Raw genomic sequence first — 20,833 nt, 5'->3', positions numbered from 1 at the left:
AGCGGGCCTGCGGCTAGGACTCCGCCGATCCGATCAGCCCCAGGTCGGCGGCCAGCAGCCAGAGCTGGACGAGCAGCCGCGTCCTCCCGTCGTCGAGGTCCAGCCCCGTCCGGTCCCGGAACCGGTCGAGCCGGTAGTAGATCGTCGTGCGGTGCACTCCCAGCTCGAGATGGACCTGCGAGACGTTGCCGCCGTGGTCGAGGAACGACCGGAGGACGTCGAGGGACTTCGGCGACTCCTTCGACAGCACGTCATCGAGCGCTCCCGGGAACAGGTGCCGAGGGATCGGGGCCGCCGCGATCCCCACCAGGAGATCCTCGGAGGATCCGTCGTCCCAGAGAGGAGAGCGTCCGGCGCGACGCCGCCGCACGGTCCGCACGATCAGTGACTGCTCGTACGAGCGGTGCACGAGACCGAGGTCGGCGACGGACCCGCCGAAGGCCACCTCCAGGGTCGCCGACGACTCCCGCGCGACCGTCTCGGCGATCGCCGTCTGCCGATCCGCCGTCAGCGGCGCGAGCGAGCCGACGATGCCGACGACCAGTCCGTCGACCTGCGTCGTCAGCCAGGAGTGCCGGCTCAGGAAGTGCAGCGCACTCCGGAGGGCGCGCTCGACCGCGGCGTGCTCTCCCGTGTCGAGTCTCTCCCGCGCCGTCGGCGAGACGAGCAGCACGCGGAAGTGGGCCGAGCCCGCGAAGTACCCGGCTGCGGCGAGCTCCGCCGCGATCTCGTCGCCCTCGAGCGGGCGGTCCGAGAGCAGCTCCAGCGCGAGAGCGCGGACCTCCGCCCACTCCTCCTCCCGCGCTCGGGCGCGTCGGTCGAGGACGAGGCGGATCCGGCCGGCCGCGACCGTCACCGCCGCGAGCTCGTCCGCCGCGATCCGACCGTCGTCGATGATCCACAGGAGCGCGACGAGCTCGCGGTCGACCCGGACCGGGACGACGAGCCTGGGCTTGATGCCGAGCTCGAGGCTGCCGAGCAGGCGCATCGGCTCGATCGCCCGGAAGACGCCCTGCTCCCGTGCCCACCTCGCTCGCTCAGGGCTGACCACGCGCCCGATGAGCGCTTCGATCCGCGCCGGGTCCGCGTCGTCGTAGTGACTGCTGGCCGCGAGCAGGTTCAGGTCCTGGTCGTCCACGGCGACCGACCGCGAGATCGTCCGCGCCAGGTCGTCCACGATCTCCTGGATGGAGTCCATCTGATCGACCTTCTCTGTCGAAGACAGGACACTCGGGCAGCGCCCTGATTTCGAAGATCGTAGCAATCCGCACCGCGATATTGCGTGCGCTGACGGTGGAGGCGCTCCCGCGCGTGCCCTTGACTGAGCCGCAACGCAGACGGAGGAGTGTCATGGGTAGGAATCAGCATCAGACGATCGTCATCGGAGCGGGCGCCATCGGCACCGCCACGGCGTACTGGCTCGCGGAGAAGGGCGAGACCGACGTCCTCGTGCTCGAGCAGTTCACGCTGGGACACACGTTCGGCGCCTCCGAGGACCACTCGCGCATCATCCGGCACTCGTACCACAACACCGCCTACGGCGACCTCACCCAGCCGGCCTACGACAACTGGGCTCGACTCGAGGAGGCGAGCGGGCAGCGTCTCGTCGTCAAGACCGGCGGGCTCGACCTCGGCGTCGAAGGCACGGCCGGCATGGAGGAGATCAGGAACTTCCGCTCGACCCTCGAGGCGACCGGGCACGAGTACGAGTACTGGAACGCCGCCGAGATCCGGGCGCACTACCCGCAGTGGAACATCGACGACTCCGTCGTCGCCGTGTACCAGGAGGACGGCGGCATCCTCGACATCCGGCACGCCAACGCCACCCACGTCGCGCTGGCCCGTGGACGCGGCGTCCACTTCGAGGAGAACACCCGGGTCCTGGAGATCCTGCCGAACGCGGACGGCGTGGTCGTCCGCACCTCGAACGGTGAGATCACCGCGGACAAGATCGTGATCTGCACGGCGTCCTGGACCGAGGAGCTCCTCCCCACGCTCGGGCTCGACTTCCCGTGGACGCTGACGCAGGAGCAGGTCACCTACTTCGGCACTCCGAACCTCAAGGACTTCTCGGTCGACGCGTTCCCGATCTGGATCTGGCACGACTACCCGCTGTTCTACGGTTTCCCGGTCTACGGCGAGGTCGGGACGAAGGCGGCGCGCGACAACAGCGAGCGCTACATCACCCAGGCGACCCGCAGCCACGAGCCGCTGGCCGAGGAGACGGCACTGATCCGTGCGTTCCTCGAGCAGCACCTGCCCGGCTCGGTCGGGCCGGAGATCCTCAGCAAGACCTGCGTGTACGACATGACCCCCGACCGCAACTTCATCCTCGACCGCGTGCCCTCCCACCCCCGGGTCTCCCTCGGGATCGGTGCCGGCCACGCGGCGAAGTTCGCCGGTCTCATCGGGGACATCATGGCCGACGTCTCGATGACCGGGACCTCCGCGCACGACATCGACTTCTTCCGCGCCTCCCGCCCCGCACTCGTCGACCCCTCCTACCAGACCAACTTGCGCCTCGTGAGCTGACCCGAACCCCAGGAAACGGATACTCGCATGAACCGGAACCGCCTTCTCCTCGCCACCACGCTCAGCGCGGCACTCCTCGCGCTCTCCGGATGCGCGGCGACGCCCGCCGCCGTCTCGGCCTCCTCCGACTGCGACCCCGTCCACGACGGCATCACCACCCTGACCCCCGGAACGCTCTCGCTGTCCGTCTACACGACCGAGCCCTACACGACGCTGTCCGCGGACGGCGAGCTCGGCGGAGTCGACGGGAAGATCATCCAGGCGATCGCCGACATGGAGTGCCTCACCATCGCTCCGACGAACGTGGCCTCGGCGGCCGCGGTCTCCAGCGTCCAATCGAATCGGGCCGACGCGCTCATCTCGGGCCTCTACTACACGGCGGAGCGAGCGGAGGCCATCGGCCTGAGCGACCCGATGTACCGCGACGGCATGTCGATCGTGTCGAACGACGGGTACTCCTCGCTCGAGGACCTCTCGGGCAAGGGCGTCGGAGTGATCCAGGGGTACCTCTGGAACGACGCGCTCGCGAGCGCCCTCGGAACCGACTCCGTGACCCAGTACCAGGACTCGTCGAGCATGATGAGCGACCTGGACGCCGGACGGATCGACGCGGTCGTCCTGACCTCGGCCGAAGCCGCCTTCCGCGTGTCGAGTGACGACGGCCTCACGGCGGAGGCGTTCGCTTCCTCCCCCGAGATCCCGACGTCACAGGAGCTCTCGAACGTCGTGATCGGCGTCGCCCAGGACGACACCGGTCTCGTCGAGGCGATCAACGCCGACCTCGAGACCCTCACCGCCGACGGCACCATCGGGGAGATCCTCGAGTCGGAGGGGATGGATCCCGAGCTGGCCGGTCCCGGCAGCTGACGGGCGGAGGGACGGGGAGCGGCGACGCGCCGCCCCCGTCCCGCCCCGTCGGCGCCGACGGTCCTCGCGCCCCGCGGGCCTCGTCCACGACCCGGTCCCCGTGATCCCGGGACCACCGATCCAGGGACAGGAGGACTCTGCCTGGCGCTCCGGCAGGCGCCTACCGTCGCAGCAGCGGCCCGCACCGGGACCGCGATCGACGAAGGAGCACGACCCCATGAAGATCTCCGGCAACACGATCCTCCTCACCGGCAGCACCTCGGGTATCGGCCTGGGCCTGGCCCTCCGCCTCCAGGAAGCCGGCAACACCGTCATCATCGCCGGACGCCGCAGGGTGCTCCTGGACTCGATCACGGCCGAGCACCCCGACCTCGCCTCGGTCGAGCTCGACGTCGCCGACCCCGACTCGATCGCCCGGGCTGCGGCGAGCCTGGCGGTCAGCCACCCGGACCTCAACGTCCTGGTCGCCAACGCCGGCATCCAGCTGCTCGAGAACGTCCTCCACCCCGAGGACGTCCGCATCGCCGAGGAGCAGGTGGCCACGAACCTGCTCGGCACGATCCGGACGATCTACGCGTTCCTCCCCCAGCTGGTGACGCAGCAGGACGCCGCGATCCTCAGCACGAGCTCGGCGCTCGCCTTCGTGCCGTTCCCGGCGACGCCGACGTACAGCGCGACCAAGGCCGCCGTGCACTCGTTCCTCGAGGGCCTGCGCGTGCAGCTCGCCGACTCCGGAGTGCAGGTCGTCGAGATCGTCCCGCCGGCCGTCGCCACCACACTCCTGGGCAACCAGGACAACCCGATGGCCATGCCCGTGGACGCCTTCCTCGACGAGCTGGTCACCCTGCTGCGCGAGAACCCCGTCGCGCAGGAGCTCGTCGTCGAGAACGCGAAGCCGATCCGCGACGCGGTCGCCACCGGCGCCTACTCGCAGTTCCTGACGATGTTCAGCGGCCTCTGAGCGTCCGCACCGCCGCGGAGCGGACGACCGCCCGAGAGGTGGTGCACCGGGAGACGGCTCTCGTCCGCCACCCCGTCTACCGGGTGACCCGCGGGTCGACCCCGTACTGCGGTCGGGCGCCCAAGTGCTCGCGCAGCGTGGCCCCCTCGTAGTCGCGGTGGAAGAGCCCGCGCTCCTGGAGGATCGGCACGACCCCGTCGACGAACGCGTCGACTCCGCCTTCGTAGACGTCCGGCGAGACCCAGAAGCCGTCGACCGCCTCGGCCTCGAACCACTCCTGCATGTGGTCGGCGGCGGCGACGGGCGGTCCGACGACGACCGGGTGGTAGTCGATGACACCGTGGGCGAGGATGTCGCGCAGCGTCCAGCCCTCGCGGGCGACCTCGAGCGCACGGGTCGAGCGCGGATCGCCGGGCGAGGGCCGCGCCTGCAGGAGCTGGTCGCGCGTGAGCGGCCGGTCCAGCTGCGACGCGTCGAGGTGAAGGCCGAGCATGCGGCCGAGGTAGGACGCGCGCTGCGGGAAGGTCCGGCCGCTCAGGGCGATCCGGCGGTCCAGCCCTTCGCGCTCGTTGCTCGCGAGGGACGTCATCAGGCCGGCGAAGAACCGGATCTCGTCCGGATCCCTCCCCGCGCGCTCCGCCGCCTCGCGGAACGCCGTGCGCTGCGCCCGCGCGTCCTCGGTCGTGAAGGCGACCCCGATGACGGCGCTCGCCCAGCGCCCGGCGAACTCGTGCGCGTTCGCGCTGCCACCGGCGTGGAACACGACGGGCTGCCCCTGCTCCGACGGCGGGATGTACAGCGGTCCACGGGACGCGACGTACTGGCCGCCGAGGTTGATGGGAGCGATCTGCTCGGGGTGGGCGTAGAGGCCCGTCTCCGGGTCGTGGACCCAGGCGTCCGCACCCCAGCTCCCCCACAGCGCCTGGATCAGCTGCACACTCTCGTGAGCCCGTCCGTAGCGCTCCGGACCGGAGGGGATCCGGGCGCCGTAGTTCGCCGCGACGTCCTCGCCGCTGGACGTGACGGCGTTCCAGCCGATCCGCCCGTGGCTCAGGATGTCGAGCGCCTTGAACTGCCGGGCGAGGTTGAAGGGCTCGGTGAACGTGGTCGAGCCGGTCGCGACCAGGCCGATCCTGCTCGTCTCCCGCGCCACCGCCGCCAGGGTCACCGAGACGTCGAGAGTGAAGTTCGGCGGCTCGTTCGCGATGTCGCCGACGTGGGTCGGCCCGTCGGGCAGGAAGAGGAACTGCAGCTTGCCGCGCTCCGCCGCCTGAGCGTGCCGCACCTTCGCGTCGAAGCTCGTGTAGCTCCGAGGGTCGGTGGCGGGGTCGCGCCAGGCGCCCGGGAGGTTGCCGTAGCCGTTGCCGAGATGCAGTCCGATGAGCATCCGTCTGTCCATGCCGATGTCCTCTCTCCGCCGCGGTCCGGGCGGTGGACCTCGGCGCTAAGTGGAGATAGTCTCCTCTTACAAGGACGATACGGAGAGCATCTCCGCTCTGTCAAGCGACTCGACGCACCGGACCGAGGGCCCGCCGGACCCGCGGCCATCGCCCCTCGTTCAGGAAGGACGCACGACATGGCACGTCTCACAGGCAAGGTCGCCCTCATCACCGGAGCCGCCAGCGGCATCGGACTCAGCACCGCGCAGCTCTTCGCGGCGGAAGGAGCGCGGGTCGTCCTCACCGACGTCTCGGAACCCGCACTCGCCGAGGCCCTCGAGTCGATCGCCGGCGACGGGGTCGAGGCGATCGCCCACCCGCTCGACGTGAGCTCGCCCGAGGACTGGACGCGGGTGGTCGACGACGCCGTCGCCGCCTTCGGCACGATCGACGTCCTGGTGAACAACGCGGGGATCGCGTTCGCCCGGGGCATCCTCGAGACCAGGCTCGACGAGTGGAACAGGGTCCTCGCGATCAACGCGACGGGCACCTGGCTAGGGATGAAGACGGTGATCCCCGTCCTGCAGTCGGCCGGCGGAGGCTCGATCGTGAACGTCTCGTCCCTCGCGGCCATCATCTCGGGCCCGGCGGACGGCGGCGGTGCCGCCTACTCCGCCTCGAAGGGCGCCGTGCGGTCCCTCACCAAGCACGCCGCCAACTACTTCGCCGCCGACGGCATCCGCGTGAACTCGGTCCACCCCGGGCCGATCTACACCAACCTCGTGAAGAACTACGGCATCACCCGCGAGCAGGCGGCCGACCCGGTCAACTCGATCCTGCCGCCGCACATCGGGGAGGCCTCCGACATCGCGTACGGCATCCTCTACCTGGCCTCCGAGGAGTCGCGCTTCGTCACGGGCGAGGAGCTCGTGATCGACGGAGGGTACGCGGTCCACTAGGGCACGACACGATCGGGCGGCCGGCAGCACCGGCCGCCCGGCGGGGCTCGGCGCGCACGAGGCGCGCACGGAGCCGCTCACGCACCACCGACGGGAGAGGACCCTCGATGAGGATCAGGATCATCGGCGCCGGCACGATCGGCGCGACGCTCGGACGACGACTGGCGGCCGCCGGACACGAGGTGGCCATCGCCAACTCCCGCGGCCCGCAGACCGTCGACCTCGAGGCCCTGAGCACCGGAGCGCGTGCCGTCGACGTCGCAGCCGCTCCGGAGGGTGCGGAGGTGCTGATCGTCTCGGTGCCCTTCGGCCGGCTCCCCGACGTGGTCCCGGTCGTGCGGACCGCGCCGGACTCCGCCGTGCTCATCGACACGTCGAACTACTTCCCGCACCGCGACGGAGTCATCGCCGGACTGGACGGCGAGGTGCCGGAGAGCGTCCGCGTGTCCGAGATCCTGGATCGCCGCGTCGTGAAGGCGTGGAACGCCATCACCTCGCAGTCGTTCCGCGACCGGGCCACCGGAGCAGGCGATCCGCAGCGCCTCGCGATCCCCGTCGCCGCGGACGACGCGACGGAGGGCGCGATCGGGCGGCGCCTCGTCGAGGAGACCGGGTTCACGGGGCTCGACGCCGGCCCGCTGCGGGAGTCGTGGCGCCAGCAGCCGGGCTCCCCCGCCTACTGCACCGATCTGGATCCCGCCGAGCTGTCGCGCGCCCTCGCCGCCGCCGATGCCGACTCGGCGCCGCGCCGGCGGGACCTGATGATCGCCGTCCTCGACGAGCGTCGCGCCTCCGGGGACGCCGTCGACGGCGAGTACCTCGTCCGGCTCGGCCGCGCCCTCTTCTGAGCGACGGCGCCCGCCCGCGCCGGGGGTGACTCCCCGCGTGCCGTCACCCCTTCAGCGCCCCCGCGTTGCCTGCTAGGGATCGATCCGCGGACACTCCCCACGGGTCCCGGCAGCGTCGCAGCGGATCTCGGGATCACTCCGGCCCTGGCGGTCGATCTGCACGACCTCGCGGCCGGATGAGGAGTCCGGCCGCGAGCGGCTCGGGGCTCAGCCCTGGACGTGCTCGTACTGCTCGAAGAACCAGTCCGGACGGGTGACGGTGATGTAGGTGAGCCCCTCGGTCTCGATGGAGTGGGGAACCATCGGCTCCACGACGACGATGTCCTTCTCGCCCACCTCGAACCGGTCCTCGCCCACCGTGAAGACAGCGGTCCCCGCGATGACGAAGTAGATCTCGTGGACCTCCTTGTTGAGGTGGCTCCCGGAGGCCGGGCTGCTCGTCGTGATGGTCTGGTGCGCGAGGCCCGCCTCGGGGAGGACCCGGTACTTCCGGATGGTCCCCTCGGGGGTCGTGATCTCTCTGGCGCTGCTGGCGGGGATGTGCATGGTCTCGTCCTTCTCGTGGGGTGGGGGTGTCAGTCCGCCGCGACGCGGGGACCGAGGCTCTGGCGGCCGATGACCTTCAGCAGGTCGAGCTTGCTGCGGCTCTCACCGCTGCCGCCCGGGTTGAGCAGGAGGAGCGTCTGCGAGCGGTCCTCGGTGAAGAGCATCTGCGCGTCGATCTCGATCGGCCCCAGCTCGGGGTGCAGGAGGATCCTGCAGTCGTCGTAGCTGCGCGCGACCTCGTGCAGCTGCCAGAGGCGGGCGAACTCGGCACTGCGCTTCGAGAGCTCGGCCGCGAGCGTCACGGCCCGGGCGGTGTCGCTGCCCGACGTCGTGGCCATCCGCAGGCGGGCGACGAGGAACCTGCCGTGCTCCTCCTGCGCGTCGACGGGGTAGAGGCGGCGCTCGTCGGGGTCCGTGAACCAGCGGTGGAAGCCGCTGCGGTCGGCGCCGGTGAACCTCGTCTCGTCGCCGATCAGCGCGATGGCGAGCGGATTCATCGCGAGGGTGTCGTGGAGGTCGTTCTGCACGAGGCAGGGCACGTCGGTCAGCCCGTCGAGCACGCTCATCAGTGCCGGGCTCACGTGGTCGGAGTGGACCGACCTGCCCGGCGCGTTGTGCCCGATGAGGGCGAACAGGTGGTCGCGCTCGTCGAGGGTCAGTCGGAGCGCCCGGGCGAGCGCCGCGGCGATCTGCGTCGACGGGACGGGAGCGCGCTGCTGCTCGAGACGGGCGTAGTAGTCGGTGGACATGCCGGCCAGCTGCGCGACCTCCTCGCGGCGCAGTCCCGGGGCGCGCCGCCGCGGCCCCTCCGACAGCCCGACGTCGCGCGGGCGCAGCAGTTCGCGGCGCGAGCGGAGGAATTCGGCGAGCAGTCGTCTGTCCATCCGCTCATGATGGGCCCGGAGCCGGAGCGGAGCCAGGGACCGGTGATCCCCCGCTCCCCGGCTCAGGCCCGGTCAGAGGCTGCTGAGCGAGCTCACGAGGCCGGCGTAGGTGCCGTTCGCCGCGGCGTCGCGCGCCCAGCGGGCGTTCTCGACGACCAGCTCGCGGGCGTCCGGGTTCTCGCGCAGCAGCGCGAGCACTTCGGACACGTACTCGTCGAGCGGCATGGCCTGCTGGCTGTCCTCCTGACCGAGCAGGGCCGTCCGGACCGCGGGCGGCACGATCTCGACGACCTGCACACCCGCTCCTGCGAGCGAGATGCGGGCGCTCTCGGTGAACGAGTGGAGCGCGGCCTTCGTGGCGCTGTAGGTCGGGGTCGCCGCCCACGGCACGAAGGCGAGCGCAGAGGAGACGGTGAGGATCGCGGCACCGTCCCTGCCTGCCAGGACCGGGGCGAACGCGTAGACCATCCGGATCGTGCCGAGCAGGTTGGTCTGCACGTGCTGCTCGGCGATGCCGACGTCGGACGGATCGAGCAGGTCCTCCCTCAGCATGATCCCGGCGTTGTTGACGAGGACGTTCAGGTCGGGGTGAGTGAGTTCCAGGCTCGCGCGGGCCCGGGCGATCGACTCCGGATCGGCGATGTCGAGCTCGATCGCGTGGAGTCCGTGGTGCTCGGTCGTGATGGCGTCCAGGAGCGCCCGGCGCCGACCCGCGACGATCACGGTGTTACCGGCGTCGTGCAGGCGGAGGGCGAGCGCGAGGCCGATGCCCGAGGTGCCGCCGGTGATGAGGATGGTGTTCCCGGTGAGGTTCATGTGGTCGAGCTCCTTCGTCGTACCGCCCCTGGTCGGGCGGCCCGAGCGACCCTAGGCCCGTTCGGCGAGGCGAGGCAGAGACCGGTCGTCCGGGGATGGACCGTCCCCGGATCGGGTCGGCGGGCGTATGCTCGTGGTGATACGGAGACAGTCTCCGATAAGAACGGAGCGGCCGTGCCTCCCACCGAGACGACGCGCAGCCGGGCGCCCAGGGCGGACGCCCAGCGCAATCGGGACCTGATCCTCGACGCCGCCGAGCAGCACTTCGCCGAGCACGGCGTCCGCGGCTCGCTCGACGCGATCGCGAAGAGGGCCGGCATCGGTGCCGGAACCCTCTACCGGCACTTCCCGACCCGCGAGGCGCTCCTCGCGGCGCTGCTCGCCGACCGCGACGACGCACTCGTCGCTCAGCGCGAGTCGCTCCGCGACGGCTCGGTCGACCCGGCGGAGGCGCTCGACGGCTGGCTCCGGGCGGTCGTCGACTGGGCGGGAGCCTACGAGGGCCTCCCCGATCCGCTCCGCGCCGCGACCAACGCCGACTCGTCCCCCCTCGCCACCACCTGCGAGGGGTTCGTGACCACGACGGCCGAGTTCCTCGACGCCGCGCAGCGCGACGGCCGAGCGCGCAGCGACGTCCGGGCCCGCGACCTCTTCCTCGCCGCGCTGGCCCAGAGCTGGGTGCGCGGCGCCGCACTGGCGGACCCCGCATCCGGCGCGGCTCTCGCCGCGCTCACCCGCAGCGGCTGGGAGACGTCCCGCGAACCCGTCCCCGGCCGGGGCTGACCCCCACCACGACCACCCCTACGACCACCCCCTCACGAAGGAGACAGGCATGACGAGCATCGGGATCATCGGCAGCGGAGACATCGGGAGCGGCATCGCCCGCCTGGCGATCGCCGCAGGCCACGAGGTGCTCCTCGCGAACTCGCGCGGTCCGGAGTCGCTCCGCGACCTGATCGAGGAGCTCGGCCCGCAGGCGCGGGCCGGCGACGCGCGCGAGGCCGCGGAGTCCGGGGACATCACGGTCCTCGCCGTGCCGCTGGGCGCCTATCCGGGCCTGCCCGAGGGCGCCCTCGACGGCCGCACCGTGCTCTCGACCGGCAACTACTACCCCCACCGCGACGGACGGATCGCCCGACTCGACGCTCTCGAGCTGACCACCGCCGAGCTCGAGCAGGAGCTCCTCCCCGGCGCGGTCATCGTGAAGGCGTTCAACAACATCCTCTGGCACCACATCCCGAACCTCGCCCACTCGACCCCGCGCACCGCGCTCGCGGTCTCCGGCGACGACGAGCAGGCCAAGGCCGCCGTCTCTGCGCTGGTCGACGACCTCGGCTTCGAGCCGGTCGACGCGGGCACGCTCGCCGAGTCGTGGCGCACGGAGCCCGAGTCGGGCGCGTACACGCCGGTCTACGCCGCCGACCTCGAGGGCCTCGCGAAGGACTACCTCGCCGACCCGGGGGCCCCCGTGTCCGCGGATCGACTCCGCGAGGTCATCGCCGCCTCGCACCGGGCGGACGTCGCCGCGCGCCAGTTCTGAGGACGCGGTAGAGGAGGGGGGCAGCGGTCCGCAATCCCCTCCCGACCAGCGCGCGGCTCCGGCACCGTGGTCGTCATGAGGAAGCTGCACTACTCCAGCGGGACCATGCTCGTCGCCGACGTCACCTGCAAGGCGGTCCTCCGCTACGCGCGCGCCCTCGCCGACGTCGGCAAGTCCGACGTGATCTCCGTCCCCGTCATCACCGAGGGCGGGAGCAGCGCCACCGCGCACCTGCTCATCGGACCCGCCAGCCAGCTGTGGTCGACGCCGGTCGAGAACAGCCACGGCGAGGAGCCGGTCGACGCGGAGGCCATCGCCCACATCGAGCAGGAGACCCGGCGGATGCAGCCGTCGCGGCCCTCCTGGAACGAGGAGATGACGGACCTGCCGGATCTGGACTTCCTCACGTACCCCGATCCCGCCTGATCGCGGCGCCTCCGCGGATCTCGTCCGTCGAACGGGACCTCGGCCGGGAGTGGTGCTCAGCCACGATGACGGCTGTGCACCGCTCCCGACCGAGGTTCTGCGCGCTGCCCCGCGGGAACGATCCCGCCGCGGCGTCGCCTCGTCCGCCGTCCGGTCTCCGTCCCTTGACACCGTCTGGAGCGGCTCATCATCATTCAGGGACGATCGGCGGCGGCGAGCCGCCGGCCCCCGAGAGGAACGGCGCACCGATGCCCACCATGATCTTCGTCAACCTGGCTGTGGACGATCTCGCCCGCTCCCGCTCGTTCTTCGAATCGCTCGGCTACTCGATCAACGAGGGCTTCAGCGACGAGAACGCCGTCAGCGTCATGATCAGCGACACGATCGTCGCCATGCTGCTCACGCGGGAGTTCTTCGCCGAGTTCACCAGCAAGTCGATCATCGACGCCACCACCTCGACCGAGGTGCAGCTCGCCCTCAGCGCCGAGAGCAAGGAGGAGGTCGACGCGATCCACGCGAAGGCCCTCGCCGCGGGCGCGACGCCCGCCGGCGAGCAGGACCACGGGTTCATGTACTCGAAGAGTTTCGACGACCCGGACGGCCACCACTGGGACTTCGTCTGGATGGACCCGGAGGCGGCGGCCGGCGGCGCACCGGAGCTGACCCTCGAGGAGATGCGGGAGAACACCACGCACAGCTGAGCCGCGCCGGCCCCGGATCAGCCGACGGGCGCGGGAGGCGTCGTGCAGCGCTCCGACAGGTCGGAGTAGACGAGCCCGTCCGGCAGGTCGGCGCGGAACGCCCTCCGCGTCTCGTCGTCGTCGAGGACGGACCAGTGGACCTCGCCCTGCACCTCGGGCTCGAACTTGTCCCACTCGAACCAGTTGACCATCCTGATGTTCGGGAACCGCGTCGCGACGTCCTCCGAGAGGACCTGCCGCCACCACGCCTGCTTGATCGCGAGCTCCCCCTCCGGGTCGCCCCGCGGCACGACGAGCGCCGCCGTCTCGGGGATCGCGACGGGCTTCCCGTGCTCGACTCCGTACGTCCGGTAGAAGTCGGGGGCCGCCGTCTCGTCGCCCGCCGCCCCGCTGTAGGTGCCGGTCAGCTGCGCGGCGAACTTACCGGGCTCGGGCAGCTCGTTCTCGCCCCACGGATGCGCGGAGCCCCAGTGGTAGAGCGACATGCCCACCCAGTCGACGGCGTCGTCGCCCGGGTAGTACGGCGCGTAGGGGTCGTCGTCGAGGGTGAGGACCCCGTCGCCGGTCGTGTCGAGCACGGCGAAGTCCGCGGTCCCCGGCTGCGCGGCGGAGGCACCTCCTGAGAAGGGGTACCCCTCGGCACTGTTGGGCGCCCACATCATCGCCGTCCCGGGAGCGTCCGCGTGCACGGCCGCCGCCACCCGCCGGAACGTCTCGACGTACGCCGTCGGCTGCTGCCCCCACGCGTACCAGGAGCCGTTCATCTCGTGCGCGAACCGCACGATGACGGGCACCCCCCGCTCGTTCACCGCGGCGGCCAGGTCGGCGATGTCGGCAGCGACGTCGTCGGTCACCGCGGCGAGACCGCCGATCGACTCCAGGGTGAGCAGGAGCGTCCCGCCGTTCACCCGCAGCTGCTCGGCGGCCGCGTGCACCTCGTCGCGCTCCCCCGCGGTCAGCGGGAGGTCGGCGAAGGCCACCGCGACGGACGGGCGCTCGCCCAGAGCCGTGCTGTACTCCTTCAGCGTCTCGGCTCCCCAGTCCAGGTTCACTCCGAAGAGCGTGCCCTCCGCGGGCACGATCTCGGCGGCAGGGCGGACGATGCACGACGCGATAGCCCCGGCGGACGGGCCCGAGCATCCGACGAGCCCGGACACCACTGCCGCGAGGGCGAGCGCGGAGAGGCGTCGAAAGCGGGGCACGTTTCACGGTAACCGCCTACCCGATGGCTGCCCGGTGCTGCGGATCCCCTCTGCGGCCCCCCCATCAGCGGGTCACGGCAGGCCGGAAAGACTCCTCGCGCGGTCGCCCCGGCGGCGGGAACGCAGAGCGGCGCACCCCGTCCGGGCGCCGCGTGCCGGACCGCGACAGGATGGGTCCTGCCTCCGCAGCACCGCGGCCGCTCGAGAGAGGAACCGACATGGGACTGTTCTCCCGACGTCCGGCCGACCCGGATCCCGTGCCCGTGGTCGTCGATCCGGTGGCGGGGACCGCGCGCATCGGCGCCGACGCCGTGCCGCTGTACCCGCTGGTGATGGACGATCGCGCCGCCGCATCCCTGCGCTCTCGGTCCGACGGCCCGCTGCTCAGAGTGCACGACTCGGGGCTGACCGTGGCGTACGTCCTCGAGCGCGAGGCGGCGTGGGAGTACGTCACCGCCGCGACGGCCGCGCGGCTCAGCCTCACCGAGGCGGCGGTCGCGGAGGAGTCGCTCGCCTGGCTCGCGCGCATCGCCCCCGTCGCGTCGGGCGGCGACGGGCGGTTCCGCCTCGAGATGCCGGAGGGCAGCGAGGACCTCGCGGCGTCCCTGATCCTGCGCGCGGACGTCGTGCACGCGCTCGTGGACGAGTTCGTGGCCGGCGACCCGGTGGTCGCGATCGGGCAGCGCGTCGCGATGCACCTCTGCGGGACGGACGACGCCGAGGCTGTCGAGGGCCTGCGCGAGCTCGCCCGCGGCCTCTACGAGTCCGGCGACGCCGCTCCAGTCAGCACCGCTCTCTACCGGCTCGGCGCCGACGGATCCGCCCGCCCCTGGTGACGCGGTCGTGTCGCCTCCACGGGCGACCGTGCCGCCGCAATCCCCTGCGCCGGCGGTCCGACGCGAGTACAACGAGAGGATGCAGCGCATCTTCTACGCCGGCGACTCCGTCCTCACCGGGACCGACATCGCCCAGGCCGTCCTCGCCTACGCCCAGGCACTCGCAGGGAAGCAGTCGTCGGCGACGGTGGACATCCCGGTGCTGCTGTCGACCGGCGAGCGCGGCGTGGCCTCGATCCTGATCGGCCCCTCCAGCCAGCTCTTCTCCGAGACCCCCGAGGAGGACTCGGCGACCGAGCTCACCGACGACGCCCTCGTGCAGCACCTCACCGAACTCGCCGGCGCCCTCGGAGTCGCGCGGCCCGTGGTCGAGTCGGCCGCCGACATCGCCGCGCAGCACCGCGACGACGTCGATCTCGACCTCGACTTCGACCCGCCGACCCACGCACGGGAGTGAGTGCCAGGCCGCTCGGGCGTTGAGACGGGTCCCCGGACCACCGCCCGCGGATCGGACGCCGACCCGCTCCCGCGCTCGGCGAATCAGACGGGATCCTCCGTCACGCGGAGCCCGCCCGGGGAGTAGGAGTCGGCGACCCATCGCCTGACCCTGTCCCCGTCGATCACGACCGCCGGCCCGCTGCCGTAGCGGAAGCAGAGCGCGATCCTGGGATCCAGCCAGATCGAGGAGCGGCCGTTGCCCACGTTCGGCAGGTCCTTCCAGGAGAGGTAGAACGATTCACCTCGGCGCAGCCGGATCCCGATCACGGCTTGCAGATGAGCGAGGACGCGGTCGTCGAAGTGCACGTCGAGCCGCGAGTCGTAGACGAGTCGTCCCATGAGGATCCTGCCGTCGGGTGCATCCGGGGTGGATGCCGTTGCCACGCGAAGGGGGTCCGGATGGGGTCGGGGTGGAGGCTACGCCCAACGACCCGGCGCGCGTGTGCTTTCTCCGACAATCGACGCGCATCTGCGCCGTCGACGCGAAGACCGGACCCGGCACCCCACCGCTCGCGGGACTTCGAGTCGTTCCGGGCGAGCAGTATCGGGCGGTCTGGTCCGCACCCCCGGCCGAGGCGTAGGGTCCGAGCATGACCGCACTCCTCAGCACCGCGACGGGTGTCTCCACCCCGCCCCCACGCCCCTCCGCATCGCTGGCCGCCGTCGACGCCGGGTCGCACCGACTCGGCGCAGACGCCGACGGTCTCCTCGAGGAGGCCGCTCGACACGCGCGCTTCTGGGCGTCCTACGACGCCGACCCCCGCTCCTCCACCGCCTGGGCCGACGCGGCGACCTCGACCTGGCGGCGCCCCGACCGCAGGGCGATCACTCCGGTCCGCGAGGGCCTGGACCAGTGGGACGGCGAGGGCGGCTACGACCCCGAATGATCACCACCCCTGCTCGATGAGGTACTCGGCGTCAGTTCTCCAGGGCGACGGATGGCCGCCACGGGCGGCGGTGCCGGGACGGGACCCGTCCGCGGTCACCGCGGCGGGCGGATCCGTCACGGCGCCTGCGACGAGGCGGGGGATCGGTGCCGTCCGACCGCCGGATCCCCCTCGGCTCGTCTGTGACGACCATGTCCCGGCCGAGCCCCGGCCTCAGGAGCTCACGCAGCCACAGCCGGTTGAGGACGACCAGTCGAGAATCGTCGAAACGGTACTCGAGCAGCGCGGCGGGCTGGACGAGGATCGCGTGCGAGCGGTACTCCGCCTCGTGAAGCGTCCCCCAGGTCAGCCGGAACGGAACTCCTCGAGACATCCGCATGCCGACGGCCGTCCGCACGTGCGAGAGCGTCCGGTCGTCGAACTCGATCCGGCGGCGCCATGCGCCGAAGATCAGTGCACCCATGGTCACGTCCTCTTTCCTCGGTCGAGCGGCCCGCGGAAGCGCGGTGCAGCCGGCGCGGAGATCCGCGGGATCGAATCCGCGACAGGAGCGGACCGGTCATGAGAACCGAAGTAGGGAGGTGGCCGACGCTACTCCCCCTGAAGGCGGAGGACGTCCGGATGCCCGAGTCCCGTCGGTCCGGCTGCCCCTGCGCCGCGTAGTGGTCCTTCCGCGCCTGTGATGCGTGCCGACGCGTTGCCCCGAGACAGGAACGGCATACCCTCTGTCCGCCTAGCCTCGCAAGCCCGTGCACGGACCCGTCGTCCGTACTGACACTGAGGGAGTGCAGCAGCCGACCGACGCCTCGACGGGCATCCCGACCACCGACGGAGGCACCCGCTTCCGGATGCGCAGCGTTCGCCGCCCCGACTCGAAGCTCGACGCGTTCTGATGCCGACATCCGGCTCCTGTCCCGGAGACAGCGACGGCCCGATCCCGCCGGACGAGCCGTCGATCGTCTCGTCCGCGCTGTCGCGGCACGCGGCCGTCGTGCACCAGGCCGCCGGCTTCGTGGGCGCCGGCCTGCGGGTCTCCCCCGACGACGCGCTCGCGATCCTCGAGCGCGAGGCGCAGCGGCTCCGGATCGACCTCGCCGTCCTGTCCGCCGACATCGTCGAGCGTCGCCGCCCTCTCCCCGCTGCGGACTGATCGCTTTCTCCTTGCTGGTCGAGCAGCCCCGAACCGCTCGCTGGTCGAACAGCCCCGAACTGCTTGCTGGTCGAGTAGCCCCGAAGGGGCGTATCGAGACCCACGTCCCCCCGAACATCTGCCTCCTCCCCTCCCCGCCCCGCGCTTCAGCCGACCGCGCCCCCTCCGCTGGCTACGCTCGGACGCGAGCACCGCACCGCCGCGCTACGAGGAGCCCCCGATGAGCACCAGCCCCGGTCCCCTGGACGTCGCCTTCACCGCGCCGATCGGCGTCACCGTGAAGGGCGAGCTCTGGTCGTGCGTGGAGGTGCCCGGCTCGGTGGAGCTGTTCGGCACCGGCAAGGCGGTGAAGATCCGCGCGACCGTCGACGGCGAGCCGGTGGCGGCCGGTCTGCTGCCCACCGGCGCCGGCGGGCACATGCTCTCGATCAGCGCGAAGCTGCGGAAGGCGCTCGGCAAGGACCTGGGCGACGAGGTCGTCGTGCACCTGCTGGAGCGGCGGACCTGACGCGGCCGGGCCGCTCACGGGGTCTCCTCCCGGCGGGCGAGGCCGGATCTCGACCCACCTGGCACGATCGGTGCATGCCGACGAGCACCGCACGCACCCGATCCACGACCGGACTCCGTCGCTCCGGAGGCGCCGCGGCACTGGTCCTCCTCGCCGCAGCGCTCGGCGGCTGCGCGGTCCTGGGCAACGAGTACTCCCGCCAGCAGATCGACGTCGAGGAGTTCGCCGACGACCGCTGGACGGAGTGGGAGCCGCTGAGCGGCCTCGAGGTCGTGAGCGACGAGGTCTGCGCAGGCCTGGTCGGCTGCCTCCAGGCGGTCGCTTCCGAGGATCTCGTGGTCCTGAAGTTCGACTCCGCATCCTCCGCCGGTGACTACGTGGACGGAGCGGGCGGGTCCGTCCATCAGATCGATCCCCTCGTCGTCGACTTCCGCGGCACCGGCCTCTCCACAGCCGACCAGGACGCTGTCCTGAGCACCCTGTCGAACATCAACGCGGACAGCCCCGACTGATCACCGTCGGTGATGGCGGGTCGGCGAGCACGGCGGCCGAGGGATCGCGGGGAGGACGATCGTGCCGCCCCGACCGGCGCGGCGCGCTGCGGGGACGGTCATAGTGGCTCCATGGACGACGCGGTGGACACCCTCCTGAGCGGCCCGCGGGGCCGACGGCTCTGCCTGGAGGTGGCGATGAGAGCGGACCCGGCCGTGAGGACGGCCGCGTTCCTCGCCTGTCTCGCCTTCGACCAGGGGACCAGTGTCCGGTTCACCGCCTCCGACGGCGACTCGGGTGAATCCGAGGCCCCCGATCCGGGGCCGGAGGAGGTCGCCGCCGCGATCGACGCTCTTCCGGGTGACGCCGTCCCCGACGACGTCCTCCGCGAGGGGCTCTGCGCGAGTGTCGACTCCGCGTGGTACTGGCAGGAGCCGGACGGGCAGGACGTGCTCGCGTCGCTGCCGGCGGTCCGCTCGGCACTCGTCCGGGTCGCCGAGGACGTGCTCGCCTCACCGGTCGCCGCGGAGTGGACGCGGCCCCGCGGGTCGGAGCAGTGGGCGGTCGACTGGCGCCCCGACTCCGGGCGGCCCCTGCCCGTCGGCGCCGCGGCACTCCTGGAGGAGTGGGCGACGGACCTACGTGCCGACGAGGAACGGGAGCGGCCGACCGACCCGCAGGCCCGCTTCTCGGGCACCTGGTGGTCCCTCCCCCTCCGTCTGCTGCAGACGCAGTCGCGGATCGAGGATCTGCTCGAGCTGGTCGAGGACTCCGCGGGGCTCGACGCGGCCACCGTGATCCCGGTGGTCGGCGGCGGACGCACCCTCGAGATCGGCTCGGCGGCCGACTGGGCCGACCTCTGCCGCACCCACCCCGCGGAGGTCACCGCCTCCCGCCGGCACGACTGGTACCGCGTCACCGGATGGGAGGGACGCTGGCTGATCCCCGACTGGCAGCGCGTTGCGGCCGACTGGGACGCCGTGCACCTCACGACCTTCGGCTACCTCTCCGCGGCGACGCGACTGATCCCCGTCGGCGACGACTACGGCTCGGTCATCGCCGGCTGGGCGCCCGACAGCACGCTCCGGCTGACCGACAGCGCGCGCGAAGCGGACGCCCCGCGCCAGCAGTGGGTGCGCCCGATGGGCGACGACCGCTGGCGGAGGGTGTGAGGGCGGCTTCGGAGAGACCGCCGCGCCTCTTGCCCTCGCGCTTGCATTTTGCAAGCATGGCTCGCATGAGCCTCTTCATCACCTGCCCGGTCGACAGCGTCGAGCGCGCGACCGCCTTCTACACGGCCCTCGGCTGGACCCTGAACACGGACATGTCCGACCACAACGTGTCGTGCTTCGCGATCGCGCCCGAGCAGTACGTGATGCTCGGCAGCCGCGAGATGTACGCGGGCATCGGCGGCACCGAGGACCTGATCGGCGGGCCCGGAACGCCGTCGAAGGTCACGGTGTCGTTCGACCTCCCCAGCCGCGAGGCGGTCGACGAGCTGGTCGAGCGGGCCGCCGCCGCGGGCGGGCGGGTCGGCGACACCGACGACTACCCCTTCATGTACCAGCGCCAGTTCGACGACGTCGACGGCTACCACTACTCGCCGTTCTGGATGAAGCCGGACGCCGATCCGGCGGAGTGAGCGATCTCTCCGCGGCTCTCGAGGTCGTCGGCGCCCGGTGGGCCCTGCTCATCGTGGAGCGGCTGCTCGACGGGCCGCAGCGCTACGGCGACCTGCAGCGCGACCTCGGCGTGCCGACGAACATCTTGGCGACCCGACTGCGCGAGCTGGAGGCGGCGGGCGTGCTGACCCGGCTGCCCCTCCGCCACAACACCCGCGCCTACGCGCTGACCGACCGCGGGCTCGCCCTGCGCGAGCCGATCGCCGCGCTCGGACGGTGGGGCGCCGACGAGAACGGAGCCGCGACATGACCGCGCTTCCCGCGATCGGCGCCCCCGCGACCCGAGCGCTCGCGGCCGTCGGAGTCCGCACGCTCGAGGACCTCCGCGGCCGCGAGCTTGCGCAACTGGCGACGCTGCACGGAGTCGGGCCGAAGGCGATCCGCCTGCTCACCGAGGCGTGCGCGTCGTCGAGCGCCGACGTCGTCGCGTCCTACTCCGCTCGAGCCGACGAGTACGCCGAGCTCTTCGGCTCGATGTCCTCGGTGCACCCCTCGGACGAACGCCTCGTCTCGTCGTGGGCGCGGAGCGTGGAGGGACGCCTGCTCGACGCCGGATGCGGCCCCGGGCAGTGGACGGCTCACCTCGCTGGGCTGGGCCTGGACGCCAGCGGGGTCGACCGCGTGCCGGCCTTCGTCGAGCTCGCTCGACGGGCGCACCCGGAGGTGTCCTTCGCCGTCGGCGACCTCGACGCTCTGGAGGAGGGGGACGGCAGCCTGGGCGGAGTGCTCGCCTGGTACTCGCTGATCCACCACCAGCCGAGCGCCCTGCCGCGCGCGCTGGCTGAATTCGCGCGCGTCCTCCGGCCGGGCGGGACGCTCCTCGTGGGGTTCTTCACCGGCTCCGAGGTGGAGGCGTTCGAACACGCGATCACCACGGCGTACCGATGGCCGCCGGAGGCACTCGCGGACAAGCTGCGCGCAGCCGGCTTCAACATCCTCGAGACGCACACCCGCACGGGGCAGACGCCGGGGCCCCGTCCCCACGGGGCGATCCTCGCGCGGAGGAGCTCCGGCGCGAGTGCCCGGCACCCGGAGACGACCTCGTCCGCATCCTCCGAACCTGGCTGAATGTGCGTGGCGGGTGACCGCGAGGGCGTCTCTCGGTGGAGCCACCCGCGT

General features: G+C 71.8%; 27 protein-coding genes. 19 read left to right on the top strand and 8 right to left on the bottom strand.

Going from position 1 to position 20,833, the window contains the following annotated elements; genetic code table 11:
• Positions 1-13 precede the first annotated feature (13 nt).
• The gene (locus LRG51_RS15455; protein WP_055790814.1) at positions 14-1,198 is read right to left on the bottom strand and encodes a PucR family transcriptional regulator; all 1,185 of its coding nucleotides are present in this window, start codon (positions 1,196-1,198) and stop codon (positions 14-16) included.
• A 152-nt stretch (positions 1,199-1,350) separates the two neighbouring features.
• Between LRG51_RS15455 and solA the strand changes: the two genes are divergently transcribed.
• The 3 genes from solA (at position 1,351) to LRG51_RS15440 (ending at position 4,360) form a co-directional block, all read left to right on the top strand.
• Positions 1,351-2,532, top strand: coding sequence for an N-methyl-L-tryptophan oxidase (gene solA, locus LRG51_RS15450; RefSeq protein ID WP_230673491.1), 1,182 nt, complete (start codon positions 1,351-1,353; stop codon positions 2,530-2,532).
• Between the two features lie 27 nt (positions 2,533-2,559).
• A complete protein-coding gene (locus LRG51_RS15445) occupies positions 2,560-3,399 on the top strand; it encodes a substrate-binding periplasmic protein (RefSeq protein WP_055790809.1) in 840 nt (279 codons plus the stop codon).
• A 217-nt stretch (positions 3,400-3,616) separates the two neighbouring features.
• Positions 3,617-4,360, top strand: a complete 744-nt coding sequence (locus LRG51_RS15440) for an SDR family oxidoreductase (protein ID WP_055790806.1) — start codon at positions 3,617-3,619, stop codon at positions 4,358-4,360.
• A gap of 76 nt (positions 4,361-4,436) precedes the next feature.
• Here LRG51_RS15440 and LRG51_RS15435 read toward each other — a convergent pair whose 3' ends face one another.
• Positions 4,437-5,759, bottom strand: coding sequence for an NtaA/DmoA family FMN-dependent monooxygenase (locus tag LRG51_RS15435; protein WP_055790803.1), 1,323 nt, complete (start codon positions 5,757-5,759; stop codon positions 4,437-4,439).
• 177 nt (positions 5,760-5,936) lie between these two features.
• Here LRG51_RS15435 and LRG51_RS15430 point away from each other — a divergent pair, with 177 nt between their 5' ends.
• Both LRG51_RS15430 and LRG51_RS15425 read left to right on the top strand, forming a co-directional pair.
• The gene (locus LRG51_RS15430) at positions 5,937-6,698 is read left to right on the top strand and encodes an SDR family NAD(P)-dependent oxidoreductase (protein ID WP_230673489.1); all 762 of its coding nucleotides are present in this window, start codon (positions 5,937-5,939) and stop codon (positions 6,696-6,698) included.
• 107 nt (positions 6,699-6,805) lie between these two features.
• Positions 6,806-7,546 carry an NAD(P)-binding domain-containing protein gene (locus LRG51_RS15425; protein ID WP_230673487.1) on the top strand — a complete coding sequence of 247 codons (741 nt, stop codon included), beginning with the start codon at positions 6,806-6,808 and terminating at the stop codon, positions 7,544-7,546.
• Positions 7,547-7,753: 207 nt separating this feature from the next.
• Here the strand turns inward: LRG51_RS15425 and LRG51_RS15420 are convergent, their stop codons facing one another.
• From LRG51_RS15420 to LRG51_RS15410, 3 genes are all read right to left on the bottom strand, one after another.
• On the bottom strand, positions 7,754-8,092 hold the full coding sequence (locus LRG51_RS15420) for a cupin domain-containing protein (protein WP_055790790.1): 339 nt from the start codon (positions 8,090-8,092) through the stop codon (positions 7,754-7,756).
• Positions 8,093-8,121: 29 nt separating this feature from the next.
• Positions 8,122-8,976: a helix-turn-helix transcriptional regulator gene (locus tag LRG51_RS15415; protein WP_055790785.1), complete on the bottom strand. Its 855-nt coding sequence runs from the start codon at positions 8,974-8,976 to the stop codon at positions 8,122-8,124.
• A 72-nt stretch (positions 8,977-9,048) separates the two neighbouring features.
• Positions 9,049-9,792 (bottom strand): SDR family oxidoreductase, encoded by a 744-nt coding sequence (locus tag LRG51_RS15410; protein WP_055790780.1) that lies wholly within the window; start codon positions 9,790-9,792, stop codon positions 9,049-9,051.
• Positions 9,793-9,966: 174 nt separating this feature from the next.
• Between LRG51_RS15410 and LRG51_RS15405 the strand changes: the two genes are divergently transcribed.
• The 4 genes from LRG51_RS15405 to LRG51_RS15390 all read left to right on the top strand — a co-directional run bounded on the left by LRG51_RS15405 (position 9,967) and on the right by LRG51_RS15390 (position 12,459).
• A complete protein-coding gene (locus LRG51_RS15405) occupies positions 9,967-10,575 on the top strand; it encodes a TetR/AcrR family transcriptional regulator (protein WP_230673485.1) in 609 nt (202 codons plus the stop codon).
• A gap of 49 nt (positions 10,576-10,624) precedes the next feature.
• Positions 10,625-11,332 carry an NADPH-dependent F420 reductase gene (locus LRG51_RS15400; protein WP_055790771.1) on the top strand — a complete coding sequence of 236 codons (708 nt, stop codon included), beginning with the start codon at positions 10,625-10,627 and terminating at the stop codon, positions 11,330-11,332.
• 75 nt (positions 11,333-11,407) lie between these two features.
• On the top strand, positions 11,408-11,758 hold the full coding sequence (locus LRG51_RS15395) for a hypothetical protein (RefSeq protein WP_157603142.1): 351 nt from the start codon (positions 11,408-11,410) through the stop codon (positions 11,756-11,758).
• Positions 11,759-12,006: 248 nt separating this feature from the next.
• Positions 12,007-12,459: a VOC family protein gene (locus LRG51_RS15390; RefSeq protein ID WP_230673483.1), complete on the top strand. Its 453-nt coding sequence runs from the start codon at positions 12,007-12,009 to the stop codon at positions 12,457-12,459.
• Positions 12,460-12,476: 17 nt separating this feature from the next.
• On the opposite strand, the gene LRG51_RS15385 is transcribed toward LRG51_RS15390, so the two are convergent.
• Positions 12,477-13,661, bottom strand: a complete 1,185-nt coding sequence (locus LRG51_RS15385) for a glycoside hydrolase family 26 protein (protein ID WP_230673481.1) — start codon at positions 13,659-13,661, stop codon at positions 12,477-12,479.
• A gap of 218 nt (positions 13,662-13,879) precedes the next feature.
• On the opposite strand from LRG51_RS15385, the gene LRG51_RS15380 reads away from it, so the two are divergent.
• Positions 13,880-14,497 carry a hypothetical protein gene (locus LRG51_RS15380; protein ID WP_055790757.1) on the top strand — a complete coding sequence of 206 codons (618 nt, stop codon included), beginning with the start codon at positions 13,880-13,882 and terminating at the stop codon, positions 14,495-14,497.
• A gap of 79 nt (positions 14,498-14,576) precedes the next feature.
• Positions 14,577-14,954 (top strand): hypothetical protein, encoded by a 378-nt coding sequence (locus LRG51_RS15375; RefSeq protein WP_055790754.1) that lies wholly within the window; start codon positions 14,577-14,579, stop codon positions 14,952-14,954.
• Positions 14,955-15,037: 83 nt separating this feature from the next.
• Here the strand turns inward: LRG51_RS15375 and LRG51_RS15370 are convergent, their stop codons facing one another.
• Positions 15,038-15,334 carry a DUF7882 family protein gene (locus tag LRG51_RS15370; protein WP_107573364.1) on the bottom strand — a complete coding sequence of 99 codons (297 nt, stop codon included), beginning with the start codon at positions 15,332-15,334 and terminating at the stop codon, positions 15,038-15,040.
• Between the two features lie 251 nt (positions 15,335-15,585).
• Here LRG51_RS15370 and LRG51_RS15365 point away from each other — a divergent pair, with 251 nt between their 5' ends.
• Positions 15,586-15,882 (top strand): hypothetical protein, encoded by a 297-nt coding sequence (locus LRG51_RS15365; protein WP_107573365.1) that lies wholly within the window; start codon positions 15,586-15,588, stop codon positions 15,880-15,882.
• Positions 15,883-15,913: 31 nt separating this feature from the next.
• On the opposite strand, the gene LRG51_RS15360 is transcribed toward LRG51_RS15365, so the two are convergent.
• Complete coding sequence (locus LRG51_RS15360; protein WP_230673479.1) at positions 15,914-16,345, bottom strand: DUF7882 family protein; 432 nt, start codon at positions 16,343-16,345, stop codon at positions 15,914-15,916.
• Between the two features lie 429 nt (positions 16,346-16,774).
• Here LRG51_RS15360 and LRG51_RS15355 point away from each other — a divergent pair, with 429 nt between their 5' ends.
• The 7 genes from LRG51_RS15355 (at position 16,775) to LRG51_RS15325 (ending at position 20,782) form a co-directional block, all read left to right on the top strand.
• The gene (locus LRG51_RS15355; protein WP_230673477.1) at positions 16,775-17,032 is read left to right on the top strand and encodes an ANTAR domain-containing protein; all 258 of its coding nucleotides are present in this window, start codon (positions 16,775-16,777) and stop codon (positions 17,030-17,032) included.
• A gap of 220 nt (positions 17,033-17,252) precedes the next feature.
• A complete protein-coding gene (locus LRG51_RS15350; RefSeq protein ID WP_230673475.1) occupies positions 17,253-17,540 on the top strand; it encodes a DUF1905 domain-containing protein in 288 nt (95 codons plus the stop codon).
• Between the two features lie 74 nt (positions 17,541-17,614).
• Positions 17,615-18,052: a hypothetical protein gene (locus tag LRG51_RS15345; protein ID WP_230673473.1), complete on the top strand. Its 438-nt coding sequence runs from the start codon at positions 17,615-17,617 to the stop codon at positions 18,050-18,052.
• 111 nt (positions 18,053-18,163) lie between these two features.
• Entirely contained in the window at positions 18,164-19,204 is a 1,041-nt protein-coding gene (locus LRG51_RS15340; protein ID WP_230673471.1) for a hypothetical protein, read from the top strand.
• Positions 19,205-19,269: 65 nt separating this feature from the next.
• Complete coding sequence (locus tag LRG51_RS15335) at positions 19,270-19,674, top strand: VOC family protein (protein ID WP_230673469.1); 405 nt, start codon at positions 19,270-19,272, stop codon at positions 19,672-19,674.
• Complete coding sequence (locus LRG51_RS15330; protein ID WP_230673467.1) at positions 19,671-19,964, top strand: winged helix-turn-helix transcriptional regulator; 294 nt, start codon at positions 19,671-19,673, stop codon at positions 19,962-19,964. The genes LRG51_RS15335 and LRG51_RS15330 overlap by 4 nt, the downstream gene beginning before the upstream one ends.
• A complete protein-coding gene (locus LRG51_RS15325; RefSeq protein WP_329958742.1) occupies positions 19,961-20,782 on the top strand; it encodes a methyltransferase domain-containing protein in 822 nt (273 codons plus the stop codon). The genes LRG51_RS15330 and LRG51_RS15325 overlap by 4 nt, the downstream gene beginning before the upstream one ends.
• Positions 20,783-20,833 lie beyond the last annotated feature (51 nt).

Origin of the sequence: Rathayibacter sp. Leaf248 (assembly GCF_920939495.1) — a bacterium.
In the GTDB taxonomy this organism is placed as follows: Bacteria; Actinomycetota; Actinomycetes; order Actinomycetales; family Microbacteriaceae; genus Rathayibacter; species Rathayibacter caricis.
The sequence above is the reverse complement of the archived record's forward strand: the minus strand, read 5'-3'. Positions and strand labels throughout refer to the sequence as shown.

Coding starts and splice junctions, on each gene's coding strand:
- LRG51_RS15455 (WP_055790814.1), bottom strand. CDS start 1,198: ATGGACTCCATCCAGGAGATCGTGGACGACCTGGCGCGGACGATCTCG.
- solA (WP_230673491.1), top strand. CDS start 1,351: ATGGGTAGGAATCAGCATCAGACGATCGTCATCGGAGCGGGCGCCATC.
- LRG51_RS15445 (WP_055790809.1), top strand. CDS start 2,560: ATGAACCGGAACCGCCTTCTCCTCGCCACCACGCTCAGCGCGGCACTC.
- LRG51_RS15440 (WP_055790806.1), top strand. CDS start 3,617: ATGAAGATCTCCGGCAACACGATCCTCCTCACCGGCAGCACCTCGGGT.
- LRG51_RS15435 (WP_055790803.1), bottom strand. CDS start 5,759: ATGGACAGACGGATGCTCATCGGACTGCATCTCGGCAACGGCTACGGC.
- LRG51_RS15430 (WP_230673489.1), top strand. CDS start 5,937: ATGGCACGTCTCACAGGCAAGGTCGCCCTCATCACCGGAGCCGCCAGC.
- LRG51_RS15425 (WP_230673487.1), top strand. CDS start 6,806: ATGAGGATCAGGATCATCGGCGCCGGCACGATCGGCGCGACGCTCGGA.
- LRG51_RS15420 (WP_055790790.1), bottom strand. CDS start 8,092: ATGCACATCCCCGCCAGCAGCGCCAGAGAGATCACGACCCCCGAGGGG.
- LRG51_RS15415 (WP_055790785.1), bottom strand. CDS start 8,976: ATGGACAGACGACTGCTCGCCGAATTCCTCCGCTCGCGCCGCGAACTG.
- LRG51_RS15410 (WP_055790780.1), bottom strand. CDS start 9,792: ATGAACCTCACCGGGAACACCATCCTCATCACCGGCGGCACCTCGGGC.
- LRG51_RS15400 (WP_055790771.1), top strand. CDS start 10,625: ATGACGAGCATCGGGATCATCGGCAGCGGAGACATCGGGAGCGGCATC.
- LRG51_RS15395 (WP_157603142.1), top strand. CDS start 11,408: ATGAGGAAGCTGCACTACTCCAGCGGGACCATGCTCGTCGCCGACGTC.
- LRG51_RS15390 (WP_230673483.1), top strand. CDS start 12,007: ATGCCCACCATGATCTTCGTCAACCTGGCTGTGGACGATCTCGCCCGC.
- LRG51_RS15380 (WP_055790757.1), top strand. CDS start 13,880: ATGGGACTGTTCTCCCGACGTCCGGCCGACCCGGATCCCGTGCCCGTG.
- LRG51_RS15375 (WP_055790754.1), top strand. CDS start 14,577: ATGCAGCGCATCTTCTACGCCGGCGACTCCGTCCTCACCGGGACCGAC.
- LRG51_RS15370 (WP_107573364.1), bottom strand. CDS start 15,334: ATGGGACGACTCGTCTACGACTCGCGGCTCGACGTGCACTTCGACGAC.
- LRG51_RS15365 (WP_107573365.1), top strand. CDS start 15,586: ATGACCGCACTCCTCAGCACCGCGACGGGTGTCTCCACCCCGCCCCCA.
- LRG51_RS15360 (WP_230673479.1), bottom strand. CDS start 16,345: ATGGGTGCACTGATCTTCGGCGCATGGCGCCGCCGGATCGAGTTCGAC.
- LRG51_RS15355 (WP_230673477.1), top strand. CDS start 16,775: ATGCCGACATCCGGCTCCTGTCCCGGAGACAGCGACGGCCCGATCCCG.
- LRG51_RS15350 (WP_230673475.1), top strand. CDS start 17,253: ATGAGCACCAGCCCCGGTCCCCTGGACGTCGCCTTCACCGCGCCGATC.
- LRG51_RS15345 (WP_230673473.1), top strand. CDS start 17,615: ATGCCGACGAGCACCGCACGCACCCGATCCACGACCGGACTCCGTCGC.
- LRG51_RS15340 (WP_230673471.1), top strand. CDS start 18,164: ATGGACGACGCGGTGGACACCCTCCTGAGCGGCCCGCGGGGCCGACGG.
- LRG51_RS15335 (WP_230673469.1), top strand. CDS start 19,270: ATGAGCCTCTTCATCACCTGCCCGGTCGACAGCGTCGAGCGCGCGACC.
- LRG51_RS15325 (WP_329958742.1), top strand. CDS start 19,961: ATGACCGCGCTTCCCGCGATCGGCGCCCCCGCGACCCGAGCGCTCGCG.